The sequence below is a fragment of the Bacillus sp. 103mf genome, from assembly GCF_900116295.1.
GTDB lineage: Bacteria > Bacillota > Bacilli > Bacillales > Bacillaceae_G > Bacillus_A > Bacillus_A bruguierae.
Map to the genome: position 1 here is coordinate 849,621 of NZ_FPAF01000001.1, position 24,107 is coordinate 873,727.

A 24,107-nucleotide genomic window follows, 5' to 3' on the forward strand; every position below is an offset into this window, starting at 1 on the left:
TTCAACCTCCACATTTATGATGTTGAACTGCTTTTTCATACGTATGTGCGGTCGCTCTTGCAATTTCACTCCAATTATAGTGAACAAGAACATCTTCATATCCTTTATTTGCTGCGCACTGAGCAATTTCTGGTTGCTCTATAATACATATTAATTTCTCATTCAAACTTTGCGCACAGCCTGCTTTCATTAGAAATCCATTCACACCCTCTATAATAATCTCTTGCAGGCCGCCTACACGCGAAACTAAAACTGGTTTCTTTGCTAGCATTCCTTCTAACGCAACAATTCCAAAAGGCTCATACAAGCTTGGAATCAACAATACATCACATCTTTGGAAAAACGCCCGTTGCTCTTCTTCCGTAATATGACCAAGAAAAAGAATAGAATGTTGCAGTCCTCTTCTCTGAACAACCGCACGGTACTGTTCTAACATAGTTCCTTGACCTGCAATAATAAATAAAACTTGCGGGTACCGCTGGGTAATATGTGGTGCTGCCTCAATAATGGTATAGAAACCCTTCTCATTCACAATACGACCAATTGAAAATACAACCAATCGATCCGATAAATGATAGCGCTTTGTGATTTCTAGTGAAGGCGTAACCGCATGGAAAAAATTACAATCAATTCCATTCGGATGTACTATAACGCCTTCACTATTTATTTCGAAATTCCGCATAACTTCGCTCTTCATAAACTGACTACAAACAATTACAACATTAGATTCTTTTACTAGCTCTTTTTCATGCATATGTATTTTCCATTGCAATGATGTATAAATCCCGCTATTCCGTCCATGTTCCGTTGCATGCACTGTCGTAACAAGAGTTAACTGTTGCTTTTTTTGTAAATCCATAGCACAAATAGCAACAAGCCAATCATGAGCATGAATTACATCAAACACATAACCTTTACATAGCTCTTGTGTATAAGCAAGCATAGATTTGTTTAACGCAGCAATCCACTCATAAAAATGATACTTTTCACGATAATCAACTGAAACACGATGTACATGTACACCATGTACCTTTTCATATGTTGTACATTGCTCTTCGTGTACAGTTACTACATGCACGTCATGTCCATAATATGCAAGAGCTCGTGATAATTCATACACATGCCTTCCAAGACCCCCTACCATCATCGGGGGATATTCCCATGCCAACATTAAAATACGCAAAGGCTCCATACATCCCTCTTTTCTCTTCATATAGAAGAATAAAGTGAAACTTCCTTTCATGAACGCCTTTCTCATGAGAGGTTAGTTGAACCAATCGGGCTCTTACGGATGGTTTGATTTTCTTCTTGCTTGTACTTCTTACCAGCCGTTTGAGCGGGGTAAAGTGAAACTTCCACGCATCATAAAAGTAAGCGTTTTCTTGAAATCGCATTATAATCCATCTTATCACCGCAACAAGAAAGTAACAATAATCCTTTTTTGTAATATTTTGACTGAAAAAAAGGAACGCTTTCGCATTCCTCTCGTAATAAGTTTTATCTCGCACCAACGGGCAGTAAGCCCCCCACTGACAGAATTTTCACTTTATTCATTTAACAAATAATGCTTTCCTTTTACAAGATAAAAAACATTTTCTGCAATATTTGTACCATGATCTGCTACTCGTTCAATATAACGTGCAATAAACGATAGCTGTGTGATTTGTCCAATCGCCTCTGGCTTATTTGGAATAGAAGAAATAAACTCACGAATTGCTTTCCCATACAGTTCATCGACTTCATCATCCATCTCAGCAATCTTTTTGGCATATGTTAAGTTTTCTTCTCTATAAGCTTGAATCACATTTTGTAACATATCTATTGCAATTTTAAACATGCTTTCAAGGTTTTGTAATGAGACTGGTACCTCTTTTTCTCCAAGACGAATTGTTGCCTTAGCGATATTTACCGCGTGATCTGCAATACGTTCCAAATCTGTTGCCGTTTTAATCGAAACAAAAATTCTTCGTAAATCACTAGCAACCGGCTGTTGTTTCGTAATCAACATTAATGCAAAATCATTAACTTCTTCTTCCAAATTATCCATACGGTAATCACCATCGATTACCTCAATCGCCTTCTCTACATCTCTTGTGCGCAACCCTTCCATTGCAACTTCAAGAGCTTGTTTTGCTAATTCACCTAGTTCAATAACCTTTTGCTGTAATGTTTGTAAGTCATATTGAAATTGTTCGCGTACCATGTTGCTTCCTCCTTCAGCTGTTACACATACACTCTCATATAAAATAAAAAGACAAATTGGTCTCCCAAGCAGATACTATTAACCGAAGCGTCCTGTAATGTAATCTTCTGTTCGTCTATCTGTTGGAGTTGTAAATAATTTATTTGTATCCGTATATTCCACAACTTCTCCACTTAAGAAGAAAGCAGTTTTATCAGAAATACGAGCTGCTTGTTGCATATTATGCGTAACTATAACAATACTAAACTCTTTCTTTAACTCCTGAATTAACTCTTCCACTTTTAATGTAGAAATTGGATCTAATGCTGATGTTGGTTCATCCATTAAAATGACATCTGGTTCAATTGCTAAGCAACGCGCAATACATAAACGTTGCTGCTGCCCACCGGATAATCCGTATGCATTATCATGTAATCTATCTTTCAATTCATCCCAAATCGCCGCACCGCGTAAACTTTTCTCAACAATTTCATCCAACGTTTTCTTATCACGAATACCATGAATTTTCGGACCATATACAACATTTTCATAGATTGATTTTGGGAATGGATTTGGCTTCTGAAATACCATTCCCACATGCGTACGCAGTTCTTCAACAGGATAAGATTTATCAAAAATATTGCGATCGCGATACTCAATTACCCCTGTTGTCCGCACGATTGGTACTAGCTCAACCATACGATTTAATGTTTTTAAATACGTAGATTTTCCGCATCCACTTGGTCCAATAATCGCCGTCACTTCATTTTCATGAATGCTTAAATTAATATCTTTTAATGCATGGTCTTCCCCATACCATAAGTTTAAATTTTTCGTATCAAATACAACTTTTTTTGTTTGAGGTTCTGCCTTCTCTTCATTTTTCACCTGAACTTTTAATACTGTAGATACCATTTTGAAGATCCCCTTTCATCCATTCCTTCTTACTTACGATTTCTCAGCCATATTGCAAAAATATTGATAAGAAATAACAGCACTAATAACACAATAATTCCAGCTGCTGCTACGTGTTGAAATTCCTCTTGCGGCCTATTCATCCAATTAAAGATTTGAATTGGTAAAACTGTAAATCTATCCATTACATCAAGCGGTACATAGTTTGCAAAAGCAAGTGCCCCAATGACAAGTAACGGGGCCGCTTCTCCAATCGCTCGTGATAACGCTAAAATACAACCTGTTAAAATCCCTGGCATTGCCGCTCTAATCACAACATGATACATCGTTTGCCACTTCGTTGCTCCTACTCCATAAGAAGCTTCTAGCAACGAATTTGGTACAGAGCGAAGCGCTTCTTGCGCTGCAACAACAACCGTTGGCAAGACGAGAAGACTCATCGTTAATGCGGCTGCCAATATGCTTTCTCCTAACTGTAAGCCATATACAAACATTGTTAATCCTAATAATCCAAAAACAACTGATGGTACTCCTGCCAACGTTTGAATGTTGACCTCAATTATTTTTGTAAACAATGATTGTTTTGCATAGTATTCTAAATATAGGGCTGTTCCTACTCCAAATAAAAAAGAAGTAGGAGCGACAACACTCATAAATAAAATCGTTCCCGATAAAGCTGCTGCAATTCCAGCTTGCTCTGGATTTCGTGATGCAAAACGGATTAAAAAATCAAATGAAATATATGTTATTCCTTGCTGAAAAATTTGATACAGCAAAAAAATTAATATACAAAGTGAAAATAACATCGCTATGCGAAATACAGTTCTATATACACGATCTTTCCAAAACCGAGCAGGCATATGTTCTTCTATGTTTCGCTCGTTTAGCATTCGCATATTATGTCGCCCCCTTAAAACGACGCATAATACGCTGTGCAATCATATTCATAATCAACGTAAAAATAAATAGCGTCGCTCCGACAGCATACATGCTGTAATAGGGCATTGTTCCATAAGGGGCATCTCCTAAGCTAACTTGCACAATATATGCTGTTAGCGTCTGTATAGACTGTGTCGGATTTAACGATAAACTCGGCGTCGATCCCCCCGCAATGACGACAATCATCGTTTCTCCAATCGCTCTTGAAGCAGCTAGCACAATTGCTGCTAAAACTCCAGTAAAAGCAGCTGGTAACACTATATGCTTTGTCGTTTCAAAACGAGTGGCGCCAATCGCAAAAGAAGCCTCCCGCACTTTATGAGGAACAGCACGCATCGCATCTTCACTAAGAGATGCAATCGTTGGAATCATCATAATGCCAATTACAATCCCCGGACTAAGCGCGTTAAAAAACTGTAAATTTGGGACGATGCGTTGCAAAATAGGTGTAACAACTGTTAAAGCAAAAAAACCGTATACAATTGTCGGAATCCCTGCCAATAACTCTAATGCTGGTTTTAACACCTTCCTTGCCGTATTAGACGCATATTCACTTAAAAACACTGCACAGCCTAATCCGATCGGAACTGCAACAATCATAGAGATAACAGTTACAAGCAACGTTCCATATATAAGTGGTAAAATACCAAACTTAGGATTTTCAAAAAAAGGAAGCCATTCTTTTTCTGTAAAAAAGGAAACGATTGATACCCTTTCAAAAAACATAAATGTTTCATTTGCCAAAGTTATAATAATCCCCATCGTTGTAACAATAGAGATACTGGCGATTAGTCGTAACACAAAAGGAACCATTTGATTGATTCGCTGTGCTTTCTTTCGTTTGCCTGTATTTCTTTCAATCAAATGTTGAACAGAAATCGTAACATGACTCTTTTTATTACGAGCCAAAGATGAAAACCCCTTTCCATCTTGACATTATTTTTGCATTTCTGTTAACATTTGTAGCTGTTCATTATATTTATATTGCGGCAACTTCACATATCCAATCTCTTCTACAAGCTCTCCAGCATGCTTCATCATAAAAGAGACATAATTTGCAACACTGTTTTTCTCTCGAATAGAAGAGTTATTTACATATACATAAAGCGGCCGAGACAACGGCTTATATGCTCCGGATTGTATTGTTTCTTTCGCCGGAGAAATACCGTTAATTTTTACGGCCTTTACTTTATCATGATTCGCAGCATAATATGCATATCCAACAAATGCAATTGCGTGCTTATTACTCATAACACCCCGTATTAAAACATTGTCATCTTCAGATAATGTAACTGTTCTTGTGATCTGCTTTTGTTGCAACACTACATTTTGAAAATAATCATACGTACCAGAATCTACCCCTGGTGCGTAAAATTGTATCGTTTCATGCGGCCATTTCGGATGAATTTGCGACCATTTTTTCGTTGTTTCACTATCACTCCATACCGTTTGTAACTCTTCTATTGTAAGGTTATCTGCCCACGTATTCTCACGATTCACAATAAGTGTAAGACCGTCATAAGCAATTTGAAGCGGCGTATACGTAATATGATGCTTCTTAGCAAGCCGTTCTTCCTCTCTTTTCATTGGCCGAGAAGCATTTGTTATATCTACTTCTCCTTTTCCAAAACGATGAAATCCGCCTCCCGTTCCAGATATACCAATAGAAAGTTTCACATGAGGTTCTCGCTTCGTATACTCTTCTGCTACTGCTTCCATAATCGGAAAAATTGTAGAAGATCCATCAATTTGTACTTCTCCTACAATACTAGCGGCGGAAACAGGTAACGTATGAACAGATAAACAAAACATTGCTATTATAAAAACCATGGTGTATGTTCTATTACGTTTCACGTAATATTTCCTCCTAGGAGCCTCCTGCTAACAGGAGTACATATATAAGAATAATGTTGAACTATTAATGCGGTTTTAATAGTTTGTAAAAGTTTTGTAAATATCTATAAATACGAATTCAAAAACCAACATAAAAGCTTTCTTTTTAAGTGGACGAGAGCATCTGGCCATGTATAGAAGCGGTCAGGGCCTTTTCTTACCACATGCAAAATTTAAAACAAAGGGAGAAAGCAAGTAGCGGTCATGTTTTGTTCTGCATAGCAGTGACTTTTATGTTGAAAAATTAAAATGGATTCATATATACATACAAATTAAAGAACCGGAATATAGACCCTTTTCTTTTTAGGCGGGCGAGAGTATCTCGTTATACATAGCAGCAATCAGGGCCTTTTCCTGCCATGTGTAACGCTAAATACACTTATTTATAAACTATTCTCCATACCTCCTTTTATAAAATAAGTATTGTACATGAATTTTTTCTTAGGCTTGTACACTTCTGTCATCACTATATGCAACATGTATAAAAAAAAGCACACTATCTTCACAGATAGTGTGCCAATCTTACATATTTTTATTCTTCTTCATTTGTTTTCTTCGTATCTTCTATTGGTCCAGTATTTCCGTTTACTTCTTGCTTTTTCAAATCGAAATATGCGTCCATAATTCGGCGTCCAATTTTTTTACTTACTGGATTTTGATCACTAGACAACCACGGAACAACAACAGAATAAGCAACTTCTGGATCAGATGCCGGTGCATAGCCAACAAGTGTTAAATTATATATGGATCTATCACCTATCTGTGCTCTTACCTCTTTTGCATTTGGACCAGCATAAGCGGCCTGTGCGGTTCCCGTTTTTCCTGCCGGATCATATGTTGCACCAGCAAAACCACCATTTGAATACCCTGTTCCATTTGGTGTTTGCATTACCATTTTAAAGCCCTCTTGAACACGGTTAATGTACTCATCTTTCATATCTATCCGATTTAAAACCGTTGGCTCCATCGAATCTACTACTTTTCCTAACTCTTCAGGTTTTGAAGTCGGTTTGCGAATTTCTTTTACAATCTGTGGTTTCATCCGATAACCACCATTGGCAATCGTTGATACATATTGCGCCAATTGCAGCGGTGTATACGTGTCAAACTGCCCGATTGCTAAATCGAGTAGCTTACCAGGTTGTCCGACTGCGTTTCCTTTTACTCCTGCCATTTCATTTGGTAAATCTATTCCCGTTGGTACTCCAAGCCCAAATTGACTATAGTAATAACGCATTGTATCAAAGTCCTTTTGTTTAACACTTAATGTACCGTTTGGAACATAATCTACACCTGCGATTTTCATCGCTGTTTTAAACATATATACGTTGGAAGATTGTTGCAGGGCTGTTAAATCATTAATCGCCCCCATTGTTTTCCATGATTTTTTCCAATCTGTACTTTTAAACTTCATTGGTTCATCAACAATTACGTCTCCTGGCTTAATTGCTTCTGTTTGATATCCAGTTAACACAGTTGCACCTTTTACAGTCGAACCCATTTCATATGCACTCGTCATCGTACCAAGTGCATAGTCGTTGATAACTCTTTGTCCATTTTCTTCCCCAAACTGTTTACCAGCCATTGATAAAATTTCTCCGTTTTTCGGATTCATCATCACAACAAACGCACGGTCCATATACTCCGCTCCGCCTGAAGCTTTTGCTGCTTTCATTTCTTCTTCAATAATTTGCTCGACTTTCTTTTGCAGCTCCATATCAATGGTCAACGTTAAATTCTTTCCACTTTCTCCTTTAGAAAGATAGACAGTCTCAAGAATATTTCCCTTTTGATCCGTAATATTTTTCACTTGTGCTTTCGTGCCATGCAATACATCCTCGTATTGCTGCTCAATGTAACTTTTTCCGACGCGGTCATTGCGGTTATAATCACGAACTAAGTAATAGTCTTGATTCTCTTTTGGTAATCCTTGATCAGAAGTTGTTACGCCGCCAAGTACAGTGCGGAACATATCCCCATAAGCATAGTGACGGTCCCAATCAACTGTAGTGTCTACCCCTGGAAGCTTCGCTAAATTCTCACTAACTATAGCGTATTCTTCAGGCGTCACATCTTTTTTAATAATTTGCGGCGTCATCGCATAGCCGCCTTCCATCTTACTCTTAATTGCCAACACTTCTAAATCGTCAGCAGTTAATTCATTCAATTCTTCTTCTGTAATACGATCAAGCTGACGTTGTGCCAGTTGTTTATCATCAATTTTTTTCGCTTTCAAATCAGCATCATCTTGTTTCGTAATTTTTGCTTTTGCCCGGTCTTTATTTAACAGAATCCAAAAATCTTTTTTATCTCGCTCTGTTAATTTATCAGTCGGTACATCAAGCAGCTTTGCGAGTTGCTTGGCTGTTTCTAAACGTTCTTCAGGTTTTGACCCCTTTACTCTTGTGTACGTAATTGTTCGAAGTGGTGTATTATCCACCACCGCACGGTGATACCTATCAAAAATCTTCCCGCGCGGAACAGGGTTGCTTACCGTTAAGTTTTCCTTTCTGTTTACTTCATTTTTATAATCTTCACCATGGACAATCTGTACCATACCTAATCGAACAATTATTGATGAAAATAGTAAAAACACACAGAAAAACAACACGTTTAACCGAAGTGGAACGTGGGTTTTCTTTTTTTTCTTTTTCTTACTCATACGAACCCCCTCTGCCAACAGCTATGTAAGCGGAAAGGGACACCTTCTTCAGGTGTCCTCGCTACTGTTATATACGTTTTATTATTTTAACATAAAAGATCGCAGAAGTTAACCTTCTCCTTCTGTTGTATTTTGCGTCGTTTGTACAGCTGCAAGCCCCGCCTGGCATGCTTTTTCATCATCGTATTTGACATTTCGAATCGCAAAATAGATAAGTAAATGTCCAGCACCTAATATTAATAATAAAATAGGCAAGCTTTTTTCTGCCGGAAATAATGAAACAGCTAGTAAAAAACTTAAAACCGAACAGATTCTTCCTCCGTTTAGCCATAGTTCACGAACAACAATATACTCTACTCGCCGCTCCTTTGCTTGTTTGGCTCTTCCTATTATATCATATGTCATTGAACCATATGGAACAAGAAGAATCGGATATGCTACGGCAATACAAGCTGCATAAATAAGTAATTTCGTATATGTGACATGAAAGACAACTAAAAATACAACTGCATATAAAATAATTCCACCGAGTAAAATGGCTTTTTTTCGCCATTCCTTTTTCAATACACGTGCTACTACATAATAGCAAATGAAAGAAACAGCGGAATTTACAAGCCCATATTTCCCCAGCGCTAATTCGCTGCCAGAAGCCATATACACATATACAGAAATAACAAATATAAACGTACCTTCTCTAAGTCCTTGAAAGAAATGAGCGAGTGTAATTCTTCCCCAGTTTTTATTATTTTCCCTTTCTTTCATTACTTCAACAAGTTCGTAACGCCCTTCACATTCACGTTTTGTCAGAAAAAAACTGACAACTACGGCAATGGTAAATAAGGTTAAAGATAGGAAAAAAACAACTGTATATCCACTCCACTTTTCCATACGTGAAATGATAAATCCGGATGCAATTGGACCAATCATGCCTGAAAATGAGGTAAGAAGTCCGAGAAATCCGTTAAAAAAATCACGTGTTTCTGGCTCTGTAATTTCAAATGTTAATAAATTAAATGCGAGCCAGTAGAATCCATATCCTATCCCAAGTAAACCACCGATAAGGAAAATATACTGGGAAGCATTCGTTCCTGTCAGTAAGACAACAATAAAAAAAGCAGCTAATGTTGTTACACCGATGCGGAGCAAAATCGTACGATCTACTCGTTTTGCAAGTTTTCCGGCAACAAGAAAAGTGAGCGGCTGTAAAACAACGCTTGCTAAATTATAAAAGCCAATATTCATAAAATCCTTCGTTTGTTTCCATAAATAAATATTAACAAACGTATTGGACAACGAAATGGCCAACGTATATAACCCGCCAATTATGAGTAATAAAACTAAATCACGATTCACCTCAACATCGCCAACTAAATGTTTCCACTTCATATAAACTCTCCTTTACTTCATGTTCTAGTCTTCCAAAGAAGGTTACAATTATGTAAAGAAGAAAAGTGAAAAGTAAAACTTTCATTAGTTAGCACTTTTCTCACTGATAGCCAGGTGAACGGATCGGTTCTCTATAGAAGAGAAAACAAAAAAACTAGGAGAAGCATCTCCTAGTTTTTACAATTATCATTATTTTGCGTCTTGGTAACGTTTTTCAATTGCGTTCCAATCTACAACGCTCCAGAAAGCATTGATGTAGTCAGGACGACGGTTTTGGTAGTGTAAGTAGTATGCATGCTCCCAAACGTCTAATCCTAAAACTGGCGTTTTGCCTTCCATTAATGGAGTATCTTGGTTTGGTGTGCTTGTTACTTCTAATTCACCATTGTTTACAACAAGCCATGCCCAGCCAGAACCGAAGCGAGTTGCGCCTGCTTTTGCAAACTCTTCTTTAAATGCATCGAAGCTACCGAATTTCGCTTCAATTGCGCCTGCAAGTTCACCTACTGGTTGTCCGCCGCCATTTGGAGAAAGGATTGTCCAGAATAAAGAGTGGTTTGCATGTCCACCACCGTTATTACGTACTGCTGTGCGAATTGCTTCTGGCACTTCGTTTAAGTTTGCAACTAACTCTTCAATGCTTTTTTCTGCTAATTCCGCATGTCCTTCTAATGCAGCATTTAAGTTTGTTACGTATGTGTTGTGATGTTTTGTATGATGGATGTTCATTGTTTCTTTGTCAAAATGAGGTTCTAACGCATCATACGCATAAGGTAAATTTGGTAATTCATGTTTCGCCATTGTTATATTCCTCCCATTGTATGTATTGCCGATAATAACTTGGCATACAAATTCATTTTACCCTAATTACATAAGGGTGAAAACAAATTTAGCGTATTGCCTTGCTAACATTAAAGTAGCAAATTTCCCATTTCTTTTCAAACGAAATGCTCATACATTTCGTAAAAAAAGCTCCCTTCTATTAAGGAAGCTTATCCGCTATGTATCAATATGCGAAATGGATATGGACCCTGTAGGACTCGAACCTACGACCGGACGGTTATGAGCCGTCTGCTCTAACCAGCTGAGCTAAGGGTCCGCAATATATGAATAACTGCTACGACATCGCAGTTATAAACCATATACTCTAGCCAGTTAAACTACGATGGAACGTATGATTATATGTAAAAATGTAAGATAAATTTACCATATTAAAAAGAAATGTGTCAATTATATTTTCACATGCGACATGATATATCTTGTGGTTCCTAAAAAAAATACGTTACAATGAGACTGTAAATCAATATATTTAAAGAAGGAAGTGAATGCATGTCCATATTTACACAACTATTTAAAAGCTTATACACAACAAAAGAGATGGCACTCTTTCGTTTTCAAAAAATCGGAAAAACGATTCTTTACATAATGTTACTATGTCTACTTGCTACTGTTCCAAAAACGATTTTATTTGGAGATTTTATTCAAGAGGGTATTAGTCTAATTGATCGCTCTATCGAAAAAGATGTGCCTGATTTTAAAATTGAAAATAGCGAGCTTCACGCAGACATTAGCAAACCAATTGTAAAAGATGAATTAGACTTTATTTTTGTATTTGATCCAAATGCAACAGACATAAAAAATTATCCAAATCGCGATGGTATATTCATTTTAAAAGATAAAATGATTTCAATAGCAGGACAACAACCGCAATCCTTTCCATATAGCGATTTAGGTAATACAACTTTTGAAAAGAAAGATATCCAAAAAATCGTTTCATACATTGATAGCATCTATGCAGTTGTTATATTCTTTATCGGGATATTTATTTACTTATTCCAGCTATTTATTACATTTCTTGGTGTTACGCTATTAGCATTTATCGGCTCTGCAATGAGTGGAGAACGTAAATTATCTTACAAACAAGTTTGGACATTAACCGCTTATAGTTATACAATCCCAACTATATTCTTTATGATTATGGACTTGTTAAAAGTGCATGTCATATTCTCGTTATTTACATTTATCGGTATCGTTCTTGTGGTTCTTTATTTAACAATAAAAGAAGTACCAAAACCAAAAGAAAAAAATTCACTATAAAAAATGCCTTCAAGGCATTTTTTTTTTGGACAAGCATATATTTCTCTACAAAGGAGTGGGAAAATATGAAAAGGCTTGGCGGTATCTTGTTACTACTTGTTCTCGGTTATGTCTTGTACTATGATATGACAATTGGCACATTACCGTTGCTTCATACATATTCCAAAACAAAAGAAACTTCGGCTAAAGTTACAAATAATAAACAAAAAGGAAATACATCACTAGCAAAATATAAGGTCATTGAAGTAAAGACAGGCGAGACCGTTCTCTCTATTACAGAAGAAATTAATAAGAAAAAAGTCCCTTCTATTGAAAAAGTTGTTACGGACTTCAAAGACTTAAATCAAAACGACTCTCCAGCAAAATTACAAGTCGGGAAAAAATACAAATTCCCCCTCTATCAGGAATAACATCACATAATTCTTGTCAACTGCAGTAAGGCGCTGATACAATAGAAAAAGTGAAACTATATAAATACAAATAAAAAAACAACATAAAAGCTCCTTTTTAGTTGAGCGAGAGCATCTGGCCATGCATAGAAGCGGTCAGGGCCTTTTCCTGCCACTTTCAATGGTTAAAACAAAGGGAGAAAGCAAGTAGCGATCATGTTTTTTCTGCATAGCAGTGACTTGTATGTTGAAAAATCAAAGTGGATTTATATAGACATTTGGCTTCACTAGACAAATACTGCATACAATATAAATGTGTTTGTCTACAAAATAAGAAACTTCTTTTATAAGGAGAGCGATCTATTCGTGAATGAAATAACTCATCGTACAAAAACACGTCCTGTTAAAGTTGGAAATTTAACAATTGGCGGTAATAATGAATTAATTATACAAAGTATGACAACAACTAAAACACATGATGTGGAAGCAACAGTTGCCGAAATTAAACGTTTAGAAGAGGCAGGTTGTCAAATTGTTCGTGTAGCCGTTCCCGATGAGCGTGCTGCAAATGCAATTGCTGATATTAAAAAACAAATTAATATCCCTCTTGTTGCTGATATCCACTTTGACTATCGCCTAGCATTAAAAGCAATTGAAGGCGGCATTGACAAAGTTCGTATTAATCCAGGAAACATCGGTCGCCGTCATAAAGTTGAAGCAGTTGTAAATGCTGCAAAAGAACGCGGCATTCCAATCCGTATCGGTGTAAATGCAGGTTCATTAGAACGTCATATCCTAGAAAAATATGGATACCCAACCGCTGATGGCATGGTAGAAAGTGCATTGCATCACATTAAAATTTTAGAAGATCTAGATTTTCATGATATCATCGTATCGATGAAAGCCTCTGATGTGAATTTGGCAATTGAAGCGTATGAAAAAGCATCTCGTGCTTTCAATTATCCATTACATCTTGGTATTACAGAGTCCGGAACTTTATTTGCCGGAACTGTAAAAAGTGCAGCTGGTCTTGGTGCAATCTTAAGTAAAGGTATCGGTAACACATTGCGTATCTCATTAAGTGCAGACCCAGTTGAAGAAGTAAAAGTAGCGCGCGAACTATTAAAGTCATTCGGACTTGCTTCTAATGCTGCTACATTGATTTCTTGTCCAACTTGCGGACGTATTGAAATTGACTTAATTAGCATCGCAAATGAAGTAGAAGAATATATTTCAAAAATTAAGGCACCGATTAAAGTTGCCGTACTCGGTTGCGCAGTAAACGGCCCTGGCGAAGCGCGTGAAGCAGATATCGGGATTGCTGGAGCACGTGGAGAAGGTCTTCTCTTCCGCAAAGGTGAAATTGTACGTAAAGTACCAGAAGAAACAATGGTGGAAGAATTAAAGAAAGAAATTGATAAAATTGCAGAAGAATATGCAGCAAAACAAGAAAAATAAGTTGAAAACTTCTAGATAAAAAAAGCTTGTCAGTTTCGAAACTGACAAGCTTTTTTATTGTACACATTTCGGACAGCGTCCATATATTTCAAATTTATGCCCCGTTACTTCATATCCTTTAAAGTCTTTATTCATGCGTTCCATTGGACAAGATGTGATTTCCTTCGTTCCTCCGCAATCTAAACAAATGAAATGGTGATGATGCTCTGTAGTAGAACATTTGAAGCGAAAATGTTTTTCACCATTTAACTCTGTCTGTTCTAAAATACCGATTTCTACAAACAGAGTTAAGTTACGATAAATAGTATCAAAACTGAGCCCTGGATAATCACCCTTCATATTGGCTAAAACATCTCTTGCTGTTAAATATTTATTATGATTAGCAAATAAACGCAGCATCTCTTCTCTTTTTCCAGTATGTTTATAGCCCTCCTCCTTCATAAGGTGTAAAGCTTCTGTAAGATTCATAGTCATCCCTACTTTACGCAGTTTTTTTCTTCTTCCATAAGATTGCACCGATTAAAATAAGAACTGATAACACAACAATTGTCCCACCAGGAGCAAGGTCGAGCTGATAAGAAGCTAACATGCCTCCAACTACTGCAATTTCACCAAATATAACGGAGAAAAAGATCGTTTGCTTAAAACCTTTCGCAATTCGAATACTTGCTGCAACCGGTAATGTCATTAATGATGAAACAAGAAGAATGCCGACAACACGCATTGAAACCGCAATCACAAGTGCAACTAAAATAATAAAAATAAAGTGAATCCACTTCGCACGCAAACCTGTTGCTACAGCATATTCTTCATCAAAAGATAATAAAAACAGTTCTTTATATAATAAAATGATGACAGCAACCACAATTACAGCAACGAATCCAATAATAAATAAATCACTACTTGTCACTGCACTCACGCTACCAAACAAATAACTAAATAAATCTGTATTAAATCCATTGGCAAGAGAAATGAAAATTACACCAATCCCAATACCAGCTGACATAATAATAGGAATTGCTAGTTCTTGAAAATGTTTATATACCGTTCTTAATTTTTCAATAAGCAGAGCGCCGCCAATAGAAAATATCATCCCCATATATAACGGATTCAAAAAACCACCTGTAAATACGGTTTTTTCTAGTAATAAACTCGCTGCAATACCTGATAACGTAACGTGACTTAATGCATCAGCAATCAACGATAAACGACGAATGACAACAAAGACGCCAAGCATCGGGGCGACAAGTCCAATTAACACTCCAGCATATAAAGAATTTCGTAAAAAATCATATTGCAAAAAGTCCTGTATCATCGTATCCCCCCATGATGCTCGTGATCATGCTCTAAACGATGAACATGATAACCGTATAATAATGACATTTCGGCATCTTCTAACTTTTGAAACGCGTCTACATTTCCGTGGAAATGTAAACGTTGATTTAAGCAAGCGACATGTGTAACCTTCTCTGTGACAGCTCCCATATCATGAGTGACAAGAATAAGTGTAATCCCTAAATGCTTATTTAAATGCTCTAGCATTTCATAAAAACTTTCTACATTTTTCACATCAATACCGACAGTAGGCTCGTCCAAAATTAATAATTCCGGTTCACTTACAAGTGCGCGCGCAATAAAAACACGTTGTTGCTGTCCACCAGAAAGTTCACCAATATTCCGATTCATAAACTCACTCATTCCAACATCAGCAATCGCTTTTGCTACTTTCGCTTTATCCGTCTTTGTTAAGAACCGAAACAAACCTTTTTTAGAAACAAGTCCCATCGAAACAACTTCAAATACAGTTGCGGGAAATCCAGAGTTGAAACTATTCGCCTTTTGGGAGACATATCCAACTTTATTCCAATCTTTAAATTTTTTACTGTCCACACCAAACAACCGAATCGTTCCTTGTTTCGGTTTTAAAATCCCTAATATACATTTCAATAATGTAGATTTTCCTGATCCATTCGGTCCTACTAACCCTAAAAAAGCTCCTTTAGGAACTTGCAATTGAATGTCCTCTAACACATTTCGCTCTTCATAACGAAAGGTTAAATTTTCGATTTCTAATATATACTTCATCATATCTCACCTATTTTAATTCAGAATGATTCCGATTTATCTTTATTTAAATTATATTATAGCTCATTACAAGTTGTAAACCAATCTGTCCTAAAATATATATACCATTTTAGACAACCTATCCATTATAACAAAAAGCAGAGAAAATCTCTCCGCTTTTAGTGAATTGCTGATTTAAATTTTGCACCTTTTGTTTCTTGTGTATTCATAATAGTAATAAAAGCATTTTCATCTACTTCATGAACAATCGATTTTAGCTTCGTTACCTCTAAACGAGTAATAACTGCATAGATGACTTCTTTTTCTTTATCCGTATAGCCACCTTTCCCAACTAACTTCGTTGTTCCGCGGCCAAGTCGATGTAAAATTGCGTTTGATACCTCTTCATAATGGTCCGAAACAATAATCACTGCTTTCGTTTCATCTAATCCCTGGATAACAGTATCAATCGTTTTAAATGCAATATAGTATGTCATGACAGAATACATTGCTTGTTCTACGCCAAACACGACTGCCGCCCAGGCAAAGACGAAAATATTCATAAACATAACAAATTCACCGACAGAAAACGGTAATTTCTTTGTTAGCAAAATACCTAGAATTTCCGCTCCATCTAATGAACCACCATGCCTAATTACAAGCCCAACACCAACACCTAAAATTAAACCTCCAAAGACAGTCGCTAAAATCGGCTCTGTCGTAAAAGGCTGAATAGAATGTAATGTGGACTCAATCAAAGCTAAACATATTACTGCAAAAACAGAAGATAGCATAAATGTTTTTCCGATTTGTTTATAACCTGAGTACATAAATGGTAAGTTGAGGATTACAACTAAAGTGGAAAAGCTTAGCCACCAAATATTTGGTGTAAGGTAATCTAATATGAGGGAAACACCGATAATACCACCATCAATAATCTTGTTTGGAATTAAAAATAGTTCGAGTGCAACTGCTGCACAGCCCGCACCTATGACAATCATAACAAGACGATACACAAGATGAATTATACTTTCTTTTTTATGCTGTTTTTTTTCCATACTACCTCCTCAAGTATCTTTATATAATTTCCTCCTTTTATTGTAACATATTCTACTTTTTCTGATAAGAAAACGACCTGTTCTGGAATATACACAAGCATATTCCACATATATTCGGATATGAGGACAAAACAAAGGGGGTAGCAACATGAACCTCATTCAACAATTTGTAAATAAAAAAATAAACAATATGACTTCTAAGGAATTATTAAAATACAGTAAAGAATATGGGGTGCCTATAGCAGGCGAACAAGCAGATAAAATTGTCACATTAATTCAAGGAAAACATATTAATATTTATGATGTCCAAGAAAGATTACAACTTTTAAAACAAATTGCACAGGTTACTTCTCCTGCTACCGCACAACAAATCAACACCCTATTCCAAAAATTAATAAAGTGAAACTTCCATCAGTGGGGTTTTACTGTCCGCGAATAGCGGGGTAAAATAAAAAAGGGGCTTTCCCCTTTTTTATTGTCCTTTAATTTTCTGAAGAATCTCTTCATCAAACACACCGTTTTTCAGCATTTCAATTTCAAATTTATACGGTGGTTTTTTATCCTGTTTATCTTCACCTACATATGGTGTTTCAAGAATTTTTGGTACATGCTGTAATTGTGGATGATGTACAATGTGGCGCAATGTTTCATAGCCGATATGACCGAAACCGATATTTTCATGACGGTCTTTTCTAGCACCGCGCTTATTCTTGCTATCATTAATGTGTAATACTTGTAAACGATCAATACCTATAATTTTATCAAATTCGTTTAAAACACCGTCAAAATCATTAACGATATCATAACCAGCATCATGCGTATGACATGTATCAAAACAAACAGATAATTTCTCATTATGTGTTACACCATCAATAATTCTCGCAAGCTCTTCAAAACTGCGTCCACACTCTGTTCCTTTTCCAGCCATTGTTTCTAGCGCAATGTTCACTGTTTGGTCAACTGTTAATACTTCATTTAAACCTTCAATAATTTTTTGAATGCCTGCATCCGCACCTGCTCCAACATGCGCTCCTGGATGGAGCACAATTTGCTTGGCAACGCCTAATGCTGATGTTCTTTCAATTTCCAGGCGAAGAAAATCAACACCTAGTTGGAATGTTTCAGGTTTCGTTGTGTTACCAATATTAATAATATACGGTGCATGAACAACGATTTCTTCAATCCCGTTCAGTTCCATATGTTTACGACCAGCTTCTATATTTAACTCTTCAATCGGTTTTCTTCTCGTATTTTGCGGTGCCCCTGTATAGACCATAAACGTTGTTGCACCATATGATACAGCTTCTTCACTTGCTGCTAATAACATTTTCTTTCCACTCATCGAAACGTGAGATCCAATTTTCAACATGTAATCACCTCTTATAAATGCAATAGCTATAATGATAGCATAATTTGCAGAAATCTGACACTGTTAACTTCCCCGCAAAAAAAAGATAAGGAAAATCCTTATCTTTTCTTTTTGTTATATTTTTTCTTAATTTTTTCGCGTTCCCATTCAAGCTTTTTCTTGTAGTTCGGCTTTACTTTTTTCGGTTTTTTCACAACCTTTTGCGCCATAGCATCTAATCCGTCATTTGGCTTCTTACGGCTTTGACGGCGACGACGAGGCCCTAATTCAATCAACTCACCTGCACGTAAGTCCACGTGTTTGAATTCAATATGACGTTGCTTTTCTAACGTATCTAATGCTTCTTCATCCGATTGATCATAAATTGTTGCCGCAATACCAGAATATCCAGCACGCGCTGTTCGGCCCACACGATGAATAAAGAAATCTAAATCAGATGGAATTTCGTAGTTAATAACATGACTAATTCCCTCGATATCAATGCCACGTGCAGCTAAATCTGTCGCTACAATGTATTGAAATTCTAAATCACGAACTTGTTTCATCATTTTCTTACGATCACGTGGTGATAAATCACCGTGAATACGACCAACTTTTAAACCACGTTCTGTTAAACCATTCGCTACTTCATCCGCCATTTTCTTTGTATTCGTAAAGACGATTGCTAAATACGGCTGATATTGTAGTAACAGATTTTTCACAAGTTCAATTTTATTACGATGTCTTGATGGAATAAGGTGATGCTCCAGATTAACCGCTGCTATTTGCTTCGGATTAATATGAATATGCTCTGGATTCTCCATATATTTCTTCATAAATGGTTTTAACTTTTGTGGAATTGTCGCTGAGAAAACGAGCATTTGTAAATTTTTAGGCATACGCGCTGCAATTTTATCTACATCATGAATAAAGCCCATATCAAGCATTAAATCTGCTTCATCGACAATAATTGCAAAAGCCGTATGTACAAATAGCGCTTGCTCTTCCACCAAATCCTTAATACGCCCTGGTGTTCCCACAACAACATGCGGTTGTTTCTTCAATTTTTCAATTGAACGTTGTTTATCTGTTCCACCGATAAAACAACGCGCTGTTATCATGTTGTCTTCCTCACAAAACTTTGTTATCTTTACAATCTCTTCATAAATTTGCTGCGCCAACTCACGAGTTGGAGCTGTAATTACAAGTTGTACTTCTTCTTTGTTTGCATCAATCCGATTTAATGTTGGAAGTAAATACGCATGCGTTTTTCCAGATCCTGTTTGTGATTGTCCAATAATACTAACTCCCTTTTTCACAACCGGAAAAATCTTTTGTTGAATTTCTGTTGGTTCTGAAAAACGTAATTCACGAATTGCATCTATTAAAAATGGTTGAAAATCATACTGTGTAAATGTTTGCACTGTCATACATTCCACCTTCTTTCTTATTTCTACTGCGTTCATTAATCAGTCAAGTTAACATTATATCGAAATCTATCAGTAAAATCTATCTTTATATATATCCATTTTCATTTTTCGGCATCTTTGTCTAGCTCTGCCTCCTAAGCCCTCATGTCTAAGAACCTTCCACACGAGAAGGTAAAAAACACCTTCTGTGTGAAAGAACCTTAGCCAACGGGCCTAAACAGTCGGCTCCGCTTTTCTTTATAAGTCGCTGCCGTGCAGAACACAGCATGACCTGCGCTCCCTTTCTTCTTTTGTTTTAAACTTTGCATGTGATAGAAAAAGGCCCTGACCGCTTCTATGCATGGCCAGATGCTCTCGCCCGCCTAAAAAGAAAGAAGGTTTTTATGCCGATTTTTAATTTGTATTTATATAGTTTAGCATTTCAACGGAAAAACTAACCTTCTTTCTCTCTATTGCATATTGTAGTGTATATTACCTAATTGAAGAAAGGAGGATTTCCTAATGTATATGAAATCCCCTCCCTATCAACAAATGTACACGCAGTCTCCATATTCTCATACAATGTACCCAACACCGGGCATGCAGCCGATGATGCCTAAGAAAAAAGGATTTCTTGCAAAATTATTTCAAAAACGCAATCCTGCTGCAGATATGTATATGATGCCCCCTTATAGACAATTAGAAACATACTCAAATACACCGTACCAGCAAAACCATCCATATATGCACCCTCCAAAACAACAGCGAATGGCGCAACCTCAAATGATGGCAGAAGGTGAAACACGAGGAACAGTAGGAACAGCAGGAGGCGCATCTAGTGGAATTGGCAGTTTTTTCACGAACTTTATTTCAAATCCCACCGGAATGCTAAACAACGTTGAAAAAGTTGTTCAAATGGCACAATCCTTTGGACCTGTCGTGCAGCAATATGGTCCGATTGTTCGCAATATTCCTAGCATCATGAAAATACTTTCATCCGGAAAAAGCACTGAGGAAAAACAAACAGAGGTAGCCGAAAAACAAACAGAAGTAGTCGAAGTCTCCCCTTCCACTCCATCTAAAGAAATACCTATTACAAGAAAACCACTCGCTCCTAAAATCATAATTGAAGATGAGGTAGCAGTAGAAAACGTACAGTCTACCACTCCTAAACCAAAGCTATACGTGTAACATTTCTTTGTCATCTGCTTTCATCTCCTTTATAATGAAAAGGATTAGCTTTATAAAACAAATCCTTTTTTAAAGGAGCGGATTAATTACATGAAAATCGTTAAAATTTCCCCTCGCGGCTATTGCTACGGTGTTGTAGACGCGATGGTCATTGCGCGCAATGCAGCGCTTGATAAAACATTGCCAAGACCAATTTATATCTTAGGCATGATTGTCCACAATAAACACGTAACAGATGCGTTTGAAGAAGACGGCATTATTACGCTTGATGGCCCAAGTCGTTTAGATATTTTAGAGAAAATTGAGTCTGGGACTGTTATTTTTACAGCTCACGGTGTATCTCCCGAAGTGAAACAACGTGCGAAAGAGAAAGGCTTAACAACAATTGATGCAACATGTCCTGATGTTACAAAAACACATGATTTAATTGAGACAAAAAAAGAAGAAGGCTACCATATTATCTATATCGGCAAAAAAGGACACCCTGAGCCTGAAGGTGCAGTCGGGATTGCCCCGGATATTGTCCATCTTATCGAGAAAGAAGCAGATCTTGAAGCACTTACCATTCCAACGGAAAAAATTCTAGTTACAAACCAAACGACGATGAGCCAATGGGATGTTCAACATATTATGGAGAAAATTCAAGAAAAGTTTCCAACAGCAGAATTTCATAAAGAGATTTGTCTTGCTACGCAAGTACGTCAAGAAGCTGTTGCAAAACAAGCAACTGCTGCTGATTTAACAATTGTTGTTGGCGATCCAAAAAGTAATAACTCTAACCGCCTTGCACAAGTATCTGAAGAAATTGCTAGCACCAAAGCATACCGCGTTGCCGATGTCAGTGAAATCCAATTAGAATGGTTACAAGGAGTAGAAACAGTCGCTATTACAGCAGGCGCTTCTACTCCAACGCCTATTACAAAAGAAGTAATTGCATTTTTTGAACAGTACGATCCAACAAATCCTGCAACATGGGACCGTAAGCGAAACGTACCGCTACAAAAAATCTTACCAAAAGTAAAAGCAAAATAAAGGAAAACTTCAATCAGTGGGGGTCTTACTGCCCGCAAATGGCGAGATAGTACAAAAAAATCCGTTATCTCAGGAGATAACGGATTTTTTCATTCTATACAAATGTAAATGGATCTGTATGTAATTCTGAAGCATGAATACGTGCAGTAAATTTTCTCTCATCCACTTTTGCTTGTAGTTGTTTTTGTACACCTTTTTTCATTACTTTTTCCACGTTATGCCCTGGGTCCACGATATTTAATCCGAGCATCATCGCATCATGTGCAACGTGATAATACATATCTCCCGTTACGTATACGTCTGCCCCTTTAAACTTCGCTTGTTTTATATACTTATTCCCGTCTCCTCCAAGTACTGCTACTTTTTTCACCGTATCCTGTAAGTTGCCAACAACGCGAGCTCCCTTCACCTCAAGAGATTGCTTCACATGCTCTGCAAATTGTTGTAAAGTCATTTCTTGCGGCAAATATCCAATTTTCCCAAGACCCAACGTTTCACCTTTGTTTTCTAACGGATAAATATCGTATGCCACTTCTTCATACGGGTGTGCCCCAAGCATTGCCTTCATAACTTTACGTTGCAACGACGCCGGGATAATTGTTTCAATACGAACTTCTTCTACCTGTTCTAAACGCCCTGTCTCTCCGATATACGGATTCGTTCCTTCTTGTGGCAGAAATGTACCCGCACCCTCGCTATTAAACGTACAGTGGCTATAATTCCCGATATAACCTGCTCCTGCATCACCAATCGCTCGACGTACCACTTCTGCATGCGAAGAAGGAACAAATACAACTAGCTTTTTCATTTCTTCTGTATAAGTGGGAACAAGCACCTCTGTTTCCTGCAATCCTAAAGCAGCTGCCAATAAATCGTTCACGCCGCCTTTTGCAATGTCCACATTTGTATGAGCAGCATAAACTGCAATATCGTTTTTTATACACATTTCAATAATACGCCCATACGCTTGCTCTGTATGAATCGCTTTGAGCGGATTAAAAATAAGCGGATGATGGGCAATAATTAAATTTACCCCTTTTTCAATTGCTTCTTGTACAACTTCTTCTGTTACATCAAGCACAATTAACACATTCTCTACGGGTTTATTTAATGCCCCAATTTGCAATCCAACTTTGTCGCCCTCGACTGCTAAATGTTTCGGGTACATACTTTCAAATAAAGAAATGATTTCATATCCATTAGGCGTTTTACTCACGATAAAACCTCCTCAATCATACGGATCTTCTCTAACACTTCTGCACGCTTCGTTTTTGTCTCTTCTGTTTCTGTTGCCCGTTCTAATTGCTTAAAAATATTTTTAAAGTTTTTTCGTTCACTTTCCCATTTCTCTACAAACACTTTATTTTTCTCTTTTATTAAAAATGGTCCCATGAATAAAGCTTCTTCTTTTTTCTCATTATAGGGCGCTAGAGCATTACCCTGTTCTCCTACTAAAATTTCGTAAATCTTTCCGTCTTCTTTTACGATTTTTTCTTTTATCAATTCCCAACCATTCTCAATAAACCATTCACGAATATGATGTGCAGCAATGTTAGGTTGTAAAATTAAACGAGTTACACCCTTCAGCTTCTCTTTTCCATTTTCTAAAATATCACGAATTAACGCACCACCCATACCTGCGATTGTAATTACATCTACTTCGCCTGGCGCAATTACTTCTAAACCATTCCCTTTACGTACACTCACTTTATCTTGCAATCCGCACTCTGCTACTGTAGCTTGTGCAGAACGAAACGGACCTTCTACAACCTCTCCTGCTACCGCCTGCATGGCAATATGATGTAAGATTGTATAGCAAGGTAAATAGGCATGATCCGAACCAATATCTGCAACAGTGGAACCCACCGGAATTTCAAGTGCAACTTCTTCTAATCGTTTTGAAAGCTTTACTTCATTCATTTATTTCAATTACTCCTTCTCTTTCAGTCTGTCTCCATGATAAAGAATTTATAGTTATTATTGCAAGTAGATAAATCATTTTACTTCGCTTACAAACCATTTATTTTTAAATTTGGCATTTTAACTAATAAAAAAAAACCCTTTACTTAGACGTAAAGAGCCAT

General features: G+C 37.0%; 23 protein-coding genes and 1 tRNA gene. 6 read left to right on the forward strand and 18 right to left on the reverse strand.

Translation table 11 applies throughout. From position 1 onward, the window contains the following. Window position 1: 1 nt before the first annotated feature. From BM350_RS04335 to BM350_RS04380, 10 genes are all read right to left on the reverse strand, one after another. Entirely contained in the window at window positions 2–1,192 is a 1,191-nt protein-coding gene (locus tag BM350_RS04335) for a glycosyltransferase family 4 protein (RefSeq protein WP_170857648.1), read from the reverse strand. Window positions 1,193–1,546: 354 nt separating this feature from the next. After that, window positions 1,547–2,203 carry a phosphate signaling complex protein PhoU gene (phoU, locus tag BM350_RS04340; protein ID WP_090913755.1) on the reverse strand — a complete coding sequence of 219 codons (657 nt, stop codon included), beginning with the start codon at window positions 2,201–2,203 and terminating at the stop codon, window positions 1,547–1,549. A 78-nt stretch (window positions 2,204–2,281) separates the two neighbouring features. Continuing rightward, on the reverse strand, window positions 2,282–3,097 hold the full coding sequence (pstB, locus tag BM350_RS04345) for a phosphate ABC transporter ATP-binding protein (protein ID WP_090913753.1): 816 nt from the start codon (window positions 3,095–3,097) through the stop codon (window positions 2,282–2,284). 29 nt (window positions 3,098–3,126) lie between these two features. Further along, complete coding sequence (gene pstA / locus BM350_RS04350) at window positions 3,127–3,993, reverse strand: phosphate ABC transporter permease PstA (RefSeq protein ID WP_090913752.1); 867 nt, start codon at window positions 3,991–3,993, stop codon at window positions 3,127–3,129. Between the two features lies 1 nt (window position 3,994). Next, window positions 3,995–4,945, reverse strand: coding sequence for a phosphate ABC transporter permease subunit PstC (gene pstC, locus BM350_RS04355; RefSeq protein ID WP_090913751.1), 951 nt, complete (start codon window positions 4,943–4,945; stop codon window positions 3,995–3,997). A gap of 27 nt (window positions 4,946–4,972) precedes the next feature. Continuing rightward, window positions 4,973–5,848 carry a PstS family phosphate ABC transporter substrate-binding protein gene (locus BM350_RS04360; RefSeq protein ID WP_244547950.1) on the reverse strand — a complete coding sequence of 292 codons (876 nt, stop codon included), beginning with the start codon at window positions 5,846–5,848 and terminating at the stop codon, window positions 4,973–4,975. 613 nt (window positions 5,849–6,461) lie between these two features. Then, on the reverse strand, window positions 6,462–8,591 hold the full coding sequence (locus tag BM350_RS04365) for a peptidoglycan D,D-transpeptidase FtsI family protein (protein WP_090913747.1): 2,130 nt from the start codon (window positions 8,589–8,591) through the stop codon (window positions 6,462–6,464). Window positions 8,592–8,699: 108 nt separating this feature from the next. Next, window positions 8,700–9,977 carry an MFS transporter gene (locus tag BM350_RS04370; RefSeq protein WP_090913745.1) on the reverse strand — a complete coding sequence of 426 codons (1,278 nt, stop codon included), beginning with the start codon at window positions 9,975–9,977 and terminating at the stop codon, window positions 8,700–8,702. 189 nt (window positions 9,978–10,166) lie between these two features. Next, entirely contained in the window at window positions 10,167–10,778 is a 612-nt protein-coding gene (sodA, locus tag BM350_RS04375; protein ID WP_090913743.1) for a superoxide dismutase [Mn], read from the reverse strand. Between the two features lie 224 nt (window positions 10,779–11,002). Further along, window positions 11,003–11,076, reverse strand: a tRNA-Ile gene (locus BM350_RS04380). Window positions 11,077–11,306: 230 nt separating this feature from the next. On the opposite strand from BM350_RS04380, the gene BM350_RS04385 reads away from it, so the two are divergent. The 3 genes from BM350_RS04385 (at window position 11,307) to ispG (ending at window position 13,921) form a co-directional block, all read left to right on the forward strand. Further along, window positions 11,307–12,074 carry a DUF1189 domain-containing protein gene (locus BM350_RS04385; RefSeq protein WP_090913742.1) on the forward strand — a complete coding sequence of 256 codons (768 nt, stop codon included), beginning with the start codon at window positions 11,307–11,309 and terminating at the stop codon, window positions 12,072–12,074. A gap of 65 nt (window positions 12,075–12,139) precedes the next feature. Beyond that, entirely contained in the window at window positions 12,140–12,484 is a 345-nt protein-coding gene (locus BM350_RS04390) for a hypothetical protein (protein ID WP_090913740.1), read from the forward strand. A gap of 354 nt (window positions 12,485–12,838) precedes the next feature. Continuing rightward, complete coding sequence (gene ispG, locus BM350_RS04395) at window positions 12,839–13,921, forward strand: flavodoxin-dependent (E)-4-hydroxy-3-methylbut-2-enyl-diphosphate synthase (protein WP_170857655.1); 1,083 nt, start codon at window positions 12,839–12,841, stop codon at window positions 13,919–13,921. A gap of 54 nt (window positions 13,922–13,975) precedes the next feature. Here the strand turns inward: ispG and BM350_RS04400 are convergent, their stop codons facing one another. The 4 genes from BM350_RS04400 to BM350_RS04415 all read right to left on the reverse strand — a co-directional run bounded on the left by BM350_RS04400 (window position 13,976) and on the right by BM350_RS04415 (window position 17,043). Then, complete coding sequence (locus BM350_RS04400; RefSeq protein ID WP_090913738.1) at window positions 13,976–14,389, reverse strand: Fur family transcriptional regulator; 414 nt, start codon at window positions 14,387–14,389, stop codon at window positions 13,976–13,978. Window positions 14,390–14,402: 13 nt separating this feature from the next. Beyond that, a complete protein-coding gene (locus BM350_RS04405) occupies window positions 14,403–15,236 on the reverse strand; it encodes a metal ABC transporter permease (protein ID WP_090913736.1) in 834 nt (277 codons plus the stop codon). Next, entirely contained in the window at window positions 15,233–16,006 is a 774-nt protein-coding gene (locus tag BM350_RS04410) for a metal ABC transporter ATP-binding protein (RefSeq protein WP_090913734.1), read from the reverse strand. Before BM350_RS04410 ends, BM350_RS04405 begins: the two co-directional genes overlap by 4 nt. A gap of 158 nt (window positions 16,007–16,164) precedes the next feature. Then, window positions 16,165–17,043, reverse strand: a complete 879-nt coding sequence (locus BM350_RS04415) for a YitT family protein (RefSeq protein WP_090913732.1) — start codon at window positions 17,041–17,043, stop codon at window positions 16,165–16,167. A gap of 148 nt (window positions 17,044–17,191) precedes the next feature. On the opposite strand from BM350_RS04415, the gene BM350_RS04420 reads away from it, so the two are divergent. Continuing rightward, window positions 17,192–17,446, forward strand: a complete 255-nt coding sequence (locus BM350_RS04420) for a DUF2624 domain-containing protein (RefSeq protein WP_090913730.1) — start codon at window positions 17,192–17,194, stop codon at window positions 17,444–17,446. Window positions 17,447–17,515: 69 nt separating this feature from the next. On the opposite strand, the gene BM350_RS04425 is transcribed toward BM350_RS04420, so the two are convergent. Further along, window positions 17,516–18,412 carry a deoxyribonuclease IV gene (locus BM350_RS04425; RefSeq protein WP_090913728.1) on the reverse strand — a complete coding sequence of 299 codons (897 nt, stop codon included), beginning with the start codon at window positions 18,410–18,412 and terminating at the stop codon, window positions 17,516–17,518. Window positions 18,413–18,510: 98 nt separating this feature from the next. Next, the gene (locus BM350_RS04430; protein WP_090913725.1) at window positions 18,511–19,821 is read right to left on the reverse strand and encodes a DEAD/DEAH box helicase; all 1,311 of its coding nucleotides are present in this window, start codon (window positions 19,819–19,821) and stop codon (window positions 18,511–18,513) included. 501 nt (window positions 19,822–20,322) lie between these two features. Between BM350_RS04430 and vrrA the strand changes: the two genes are divergently transcribed. Together vrrA and BM350_RS04440 are read left to right on the forward strand one after the other, a co-directional pair. Next, window positions 20,323–20,991 carry a VrrA/YqfQ family protein gene (gene vrrA, locus BM350_RS04435; protein ID WP_090916669.1) on the forward strand — a complete coding sequence of 223 codons (669 nt, stop codon included), beginning with the start codon at window positions 20,323–20,325 and terminating at the stop codon, window positions 20,989–20,991. A gap of 90 nt (window positions 20,992–21,081) precedes the next feature. After that, window positions 21,082–22,023 (forward strand): 4-hydroxy-3-methylbut-2-enyl diphosphate reductase, encoded by a 942-nt coding sequence (locus tag BM350_RS04440; protein ID WP_090916671.1) that lies wholly within the window; start codon window positions 21,082–21,084, stop codon window positions 22,021–22,023. 94 nt (window positions 22,024–22,117) lie between these two features. Here the strand turns inward: BM350_RS04440 and BM350_RS04445 are convergent, their stop codons facing one another. Together BM350_RS04445 and BM350_RS04450 are read right to left on the reverse strand one after the other, a co-directional pair. Continuing rightward, window positions 22,118–23,239: a Nif3-like dinuclear metal center hexameric protein gene (locus tag BM350_RS04445; protein WP_090916673.1), complete on the reverse strand. Its 1,122-nt coding sequence runs from the start codon at window positions 23,237–23,239 to the stop codon at window positions 22,118–22,120. Next, window positions 23,236–23,943 (reverse strand): tRNA (adenine(22)-N(1))-methyltransferase, encoded by a 708-nt coding sequence (locus tag BM350_RS04450; RefSeq protein ID WP_090916675.1) that lies wholly within the window; start codon window positions 23,941–23,943, stop codon window positions 23,236–23,238. Before BM350_RS04450 ends, BM350_RS04445 begins: the two co-directional genes overlap by 4 nt. Window positions 23,944–24,107 lie beyond the last annotated feature (164 nt).

Bases quoted from the DNA above. Each gene is read 5' to 3' on its own strand.
- pstB (WP_090913753.1), bottom strand. From the start codon at position 3,097: ATGGTATCTACAGTATTAAAAGTTCAGGTGAAAAATGAAGAGAAGGCA.
- BM350_RS04370 (WP_090913745.1), bottom strand. From the start codon at position 9,977: ATGAAGTGGAAACATTTAGTTGGCGATGTTGAGGTGAATCGTGATTTA.
- vrrA (WP_090916669.1), top strand. From the start codon at position 20,323: ATGTATATGAAATCCCCTCCCTATCAACAAATGTACACGCAGTCTCCA.
- BM350_RS04430 (WP_090913725.1), bottom strand. From the start codon at position 19,821: ATGACAGTGCAAACATTTACACAGTATGATTTTCAACCATTTTTAATA.
- BM350_RS04385 (WP_090913742.1), top strand. From the start codon at position 11,307: ATGTCCATATTTACACAACTATTTAAAAGCTTATACACAACAAAAGAG.
- BM350_RS04405 (WP_090913736.1), bottom strand. From the start codon at position 15,236: ATGATACAGGACTTTTTGCAATATGATTTTTTACGAAATTCTTTATAT.
- BM350_RS04400 (WP_090913738.1), bottom strand. From the start codon at position 14,389: ATGAATCTTACAGAAGCTTTACACCTTATGAAGGAGGAGGGCTATAAA.
- BM350_RS04335 (WP_170857648.1), bottom strand. From the start codon at position 1,192: ATGGAGCCTTTGCGTATTTTAATGTTGGCATGGGAATATCCCCCGATG.
- BM350_RS04450 (WP_090916675.1), bottom strand. From the start codon at position 23,943: ATGAATGAAGTAAAGCTTTCAAAACGATTAGAAGAAGTTGCACTTGAA.
- BM350_RS04390 (WP_090913740.1), top strand. From the start codon at position 12,140: ATGAAAAGGCTTGGCGGTATCTTGTTACTACTTGTTCTCGGTTATGTC.
- BM350_RS04365 (WP_090913747.1), bottom strand. From the start codon at position 8,591: ATGAGTAAGAAAAAGAAAAAAAAGAAAACCCACGTTCCACTTCGGTTA.
- BM350_RS04415 (WP_090913732.1), bottom strand. From the start codon at position 17,043: ATGGAAAAAAAACAGCATAAAAAAGAAAGTATAATTCATCTTGTGTAT.
- BM350_RS04410 (WP_090913734.1), bottom strand. From the start codon at position 16,006: ATGAAGTATATATTAGAAATCGAAAATTTAACCTTTCGTTATGAAGAG.
- phoU (WP_090913755.1), bottom strand. From the start codon at position 2,203: ATGGTACGCGAACAATTTCAATATGACTTACAAACATTACAGCAAAAG.
- BM350_RS04360 (WP_244547950.1), bottom strand. From the start codon at position 5,848: ATGTTTTGTTTATCTGTTCATACGTTACCTGTTTCCGCCGCTAGTATT.
- BM350_RS04420 (WP_090913730.1), top strand. From the start codon at position 17,192: ATGAACCTCATTCAACAATTTGTAAATAAAAAAATAAACAATATGACT.
- BM350_RS04440 (WP_090916671.1), top strand. From the start codon at position 21,082: ATGAAAATCGTTAAAATTTCCCCTCGCGGCTATTGCTACGGTGTTGTA.
- BM350_RS04425 (WP_090913728.1), bottom strand. From the start codon at position 18,412: ATGTTGAAAATTGGATCTCACGTTTCGATGAGTGGAAAGAAAATGTTA.
- pstA (WP_090913752.1), bottom strand. From the start codon at position 3,993: ATGCGAATGCTAAACGAGCGAAACATAGAAGAACATATGCCTGCTCGG.
- sodA (WP_090913743.1), bottom strand. From the start codon at position 10,778: ATGGCGAAACATGAATTACCAAATTTACCTTATGCGTATGATGCGTTA.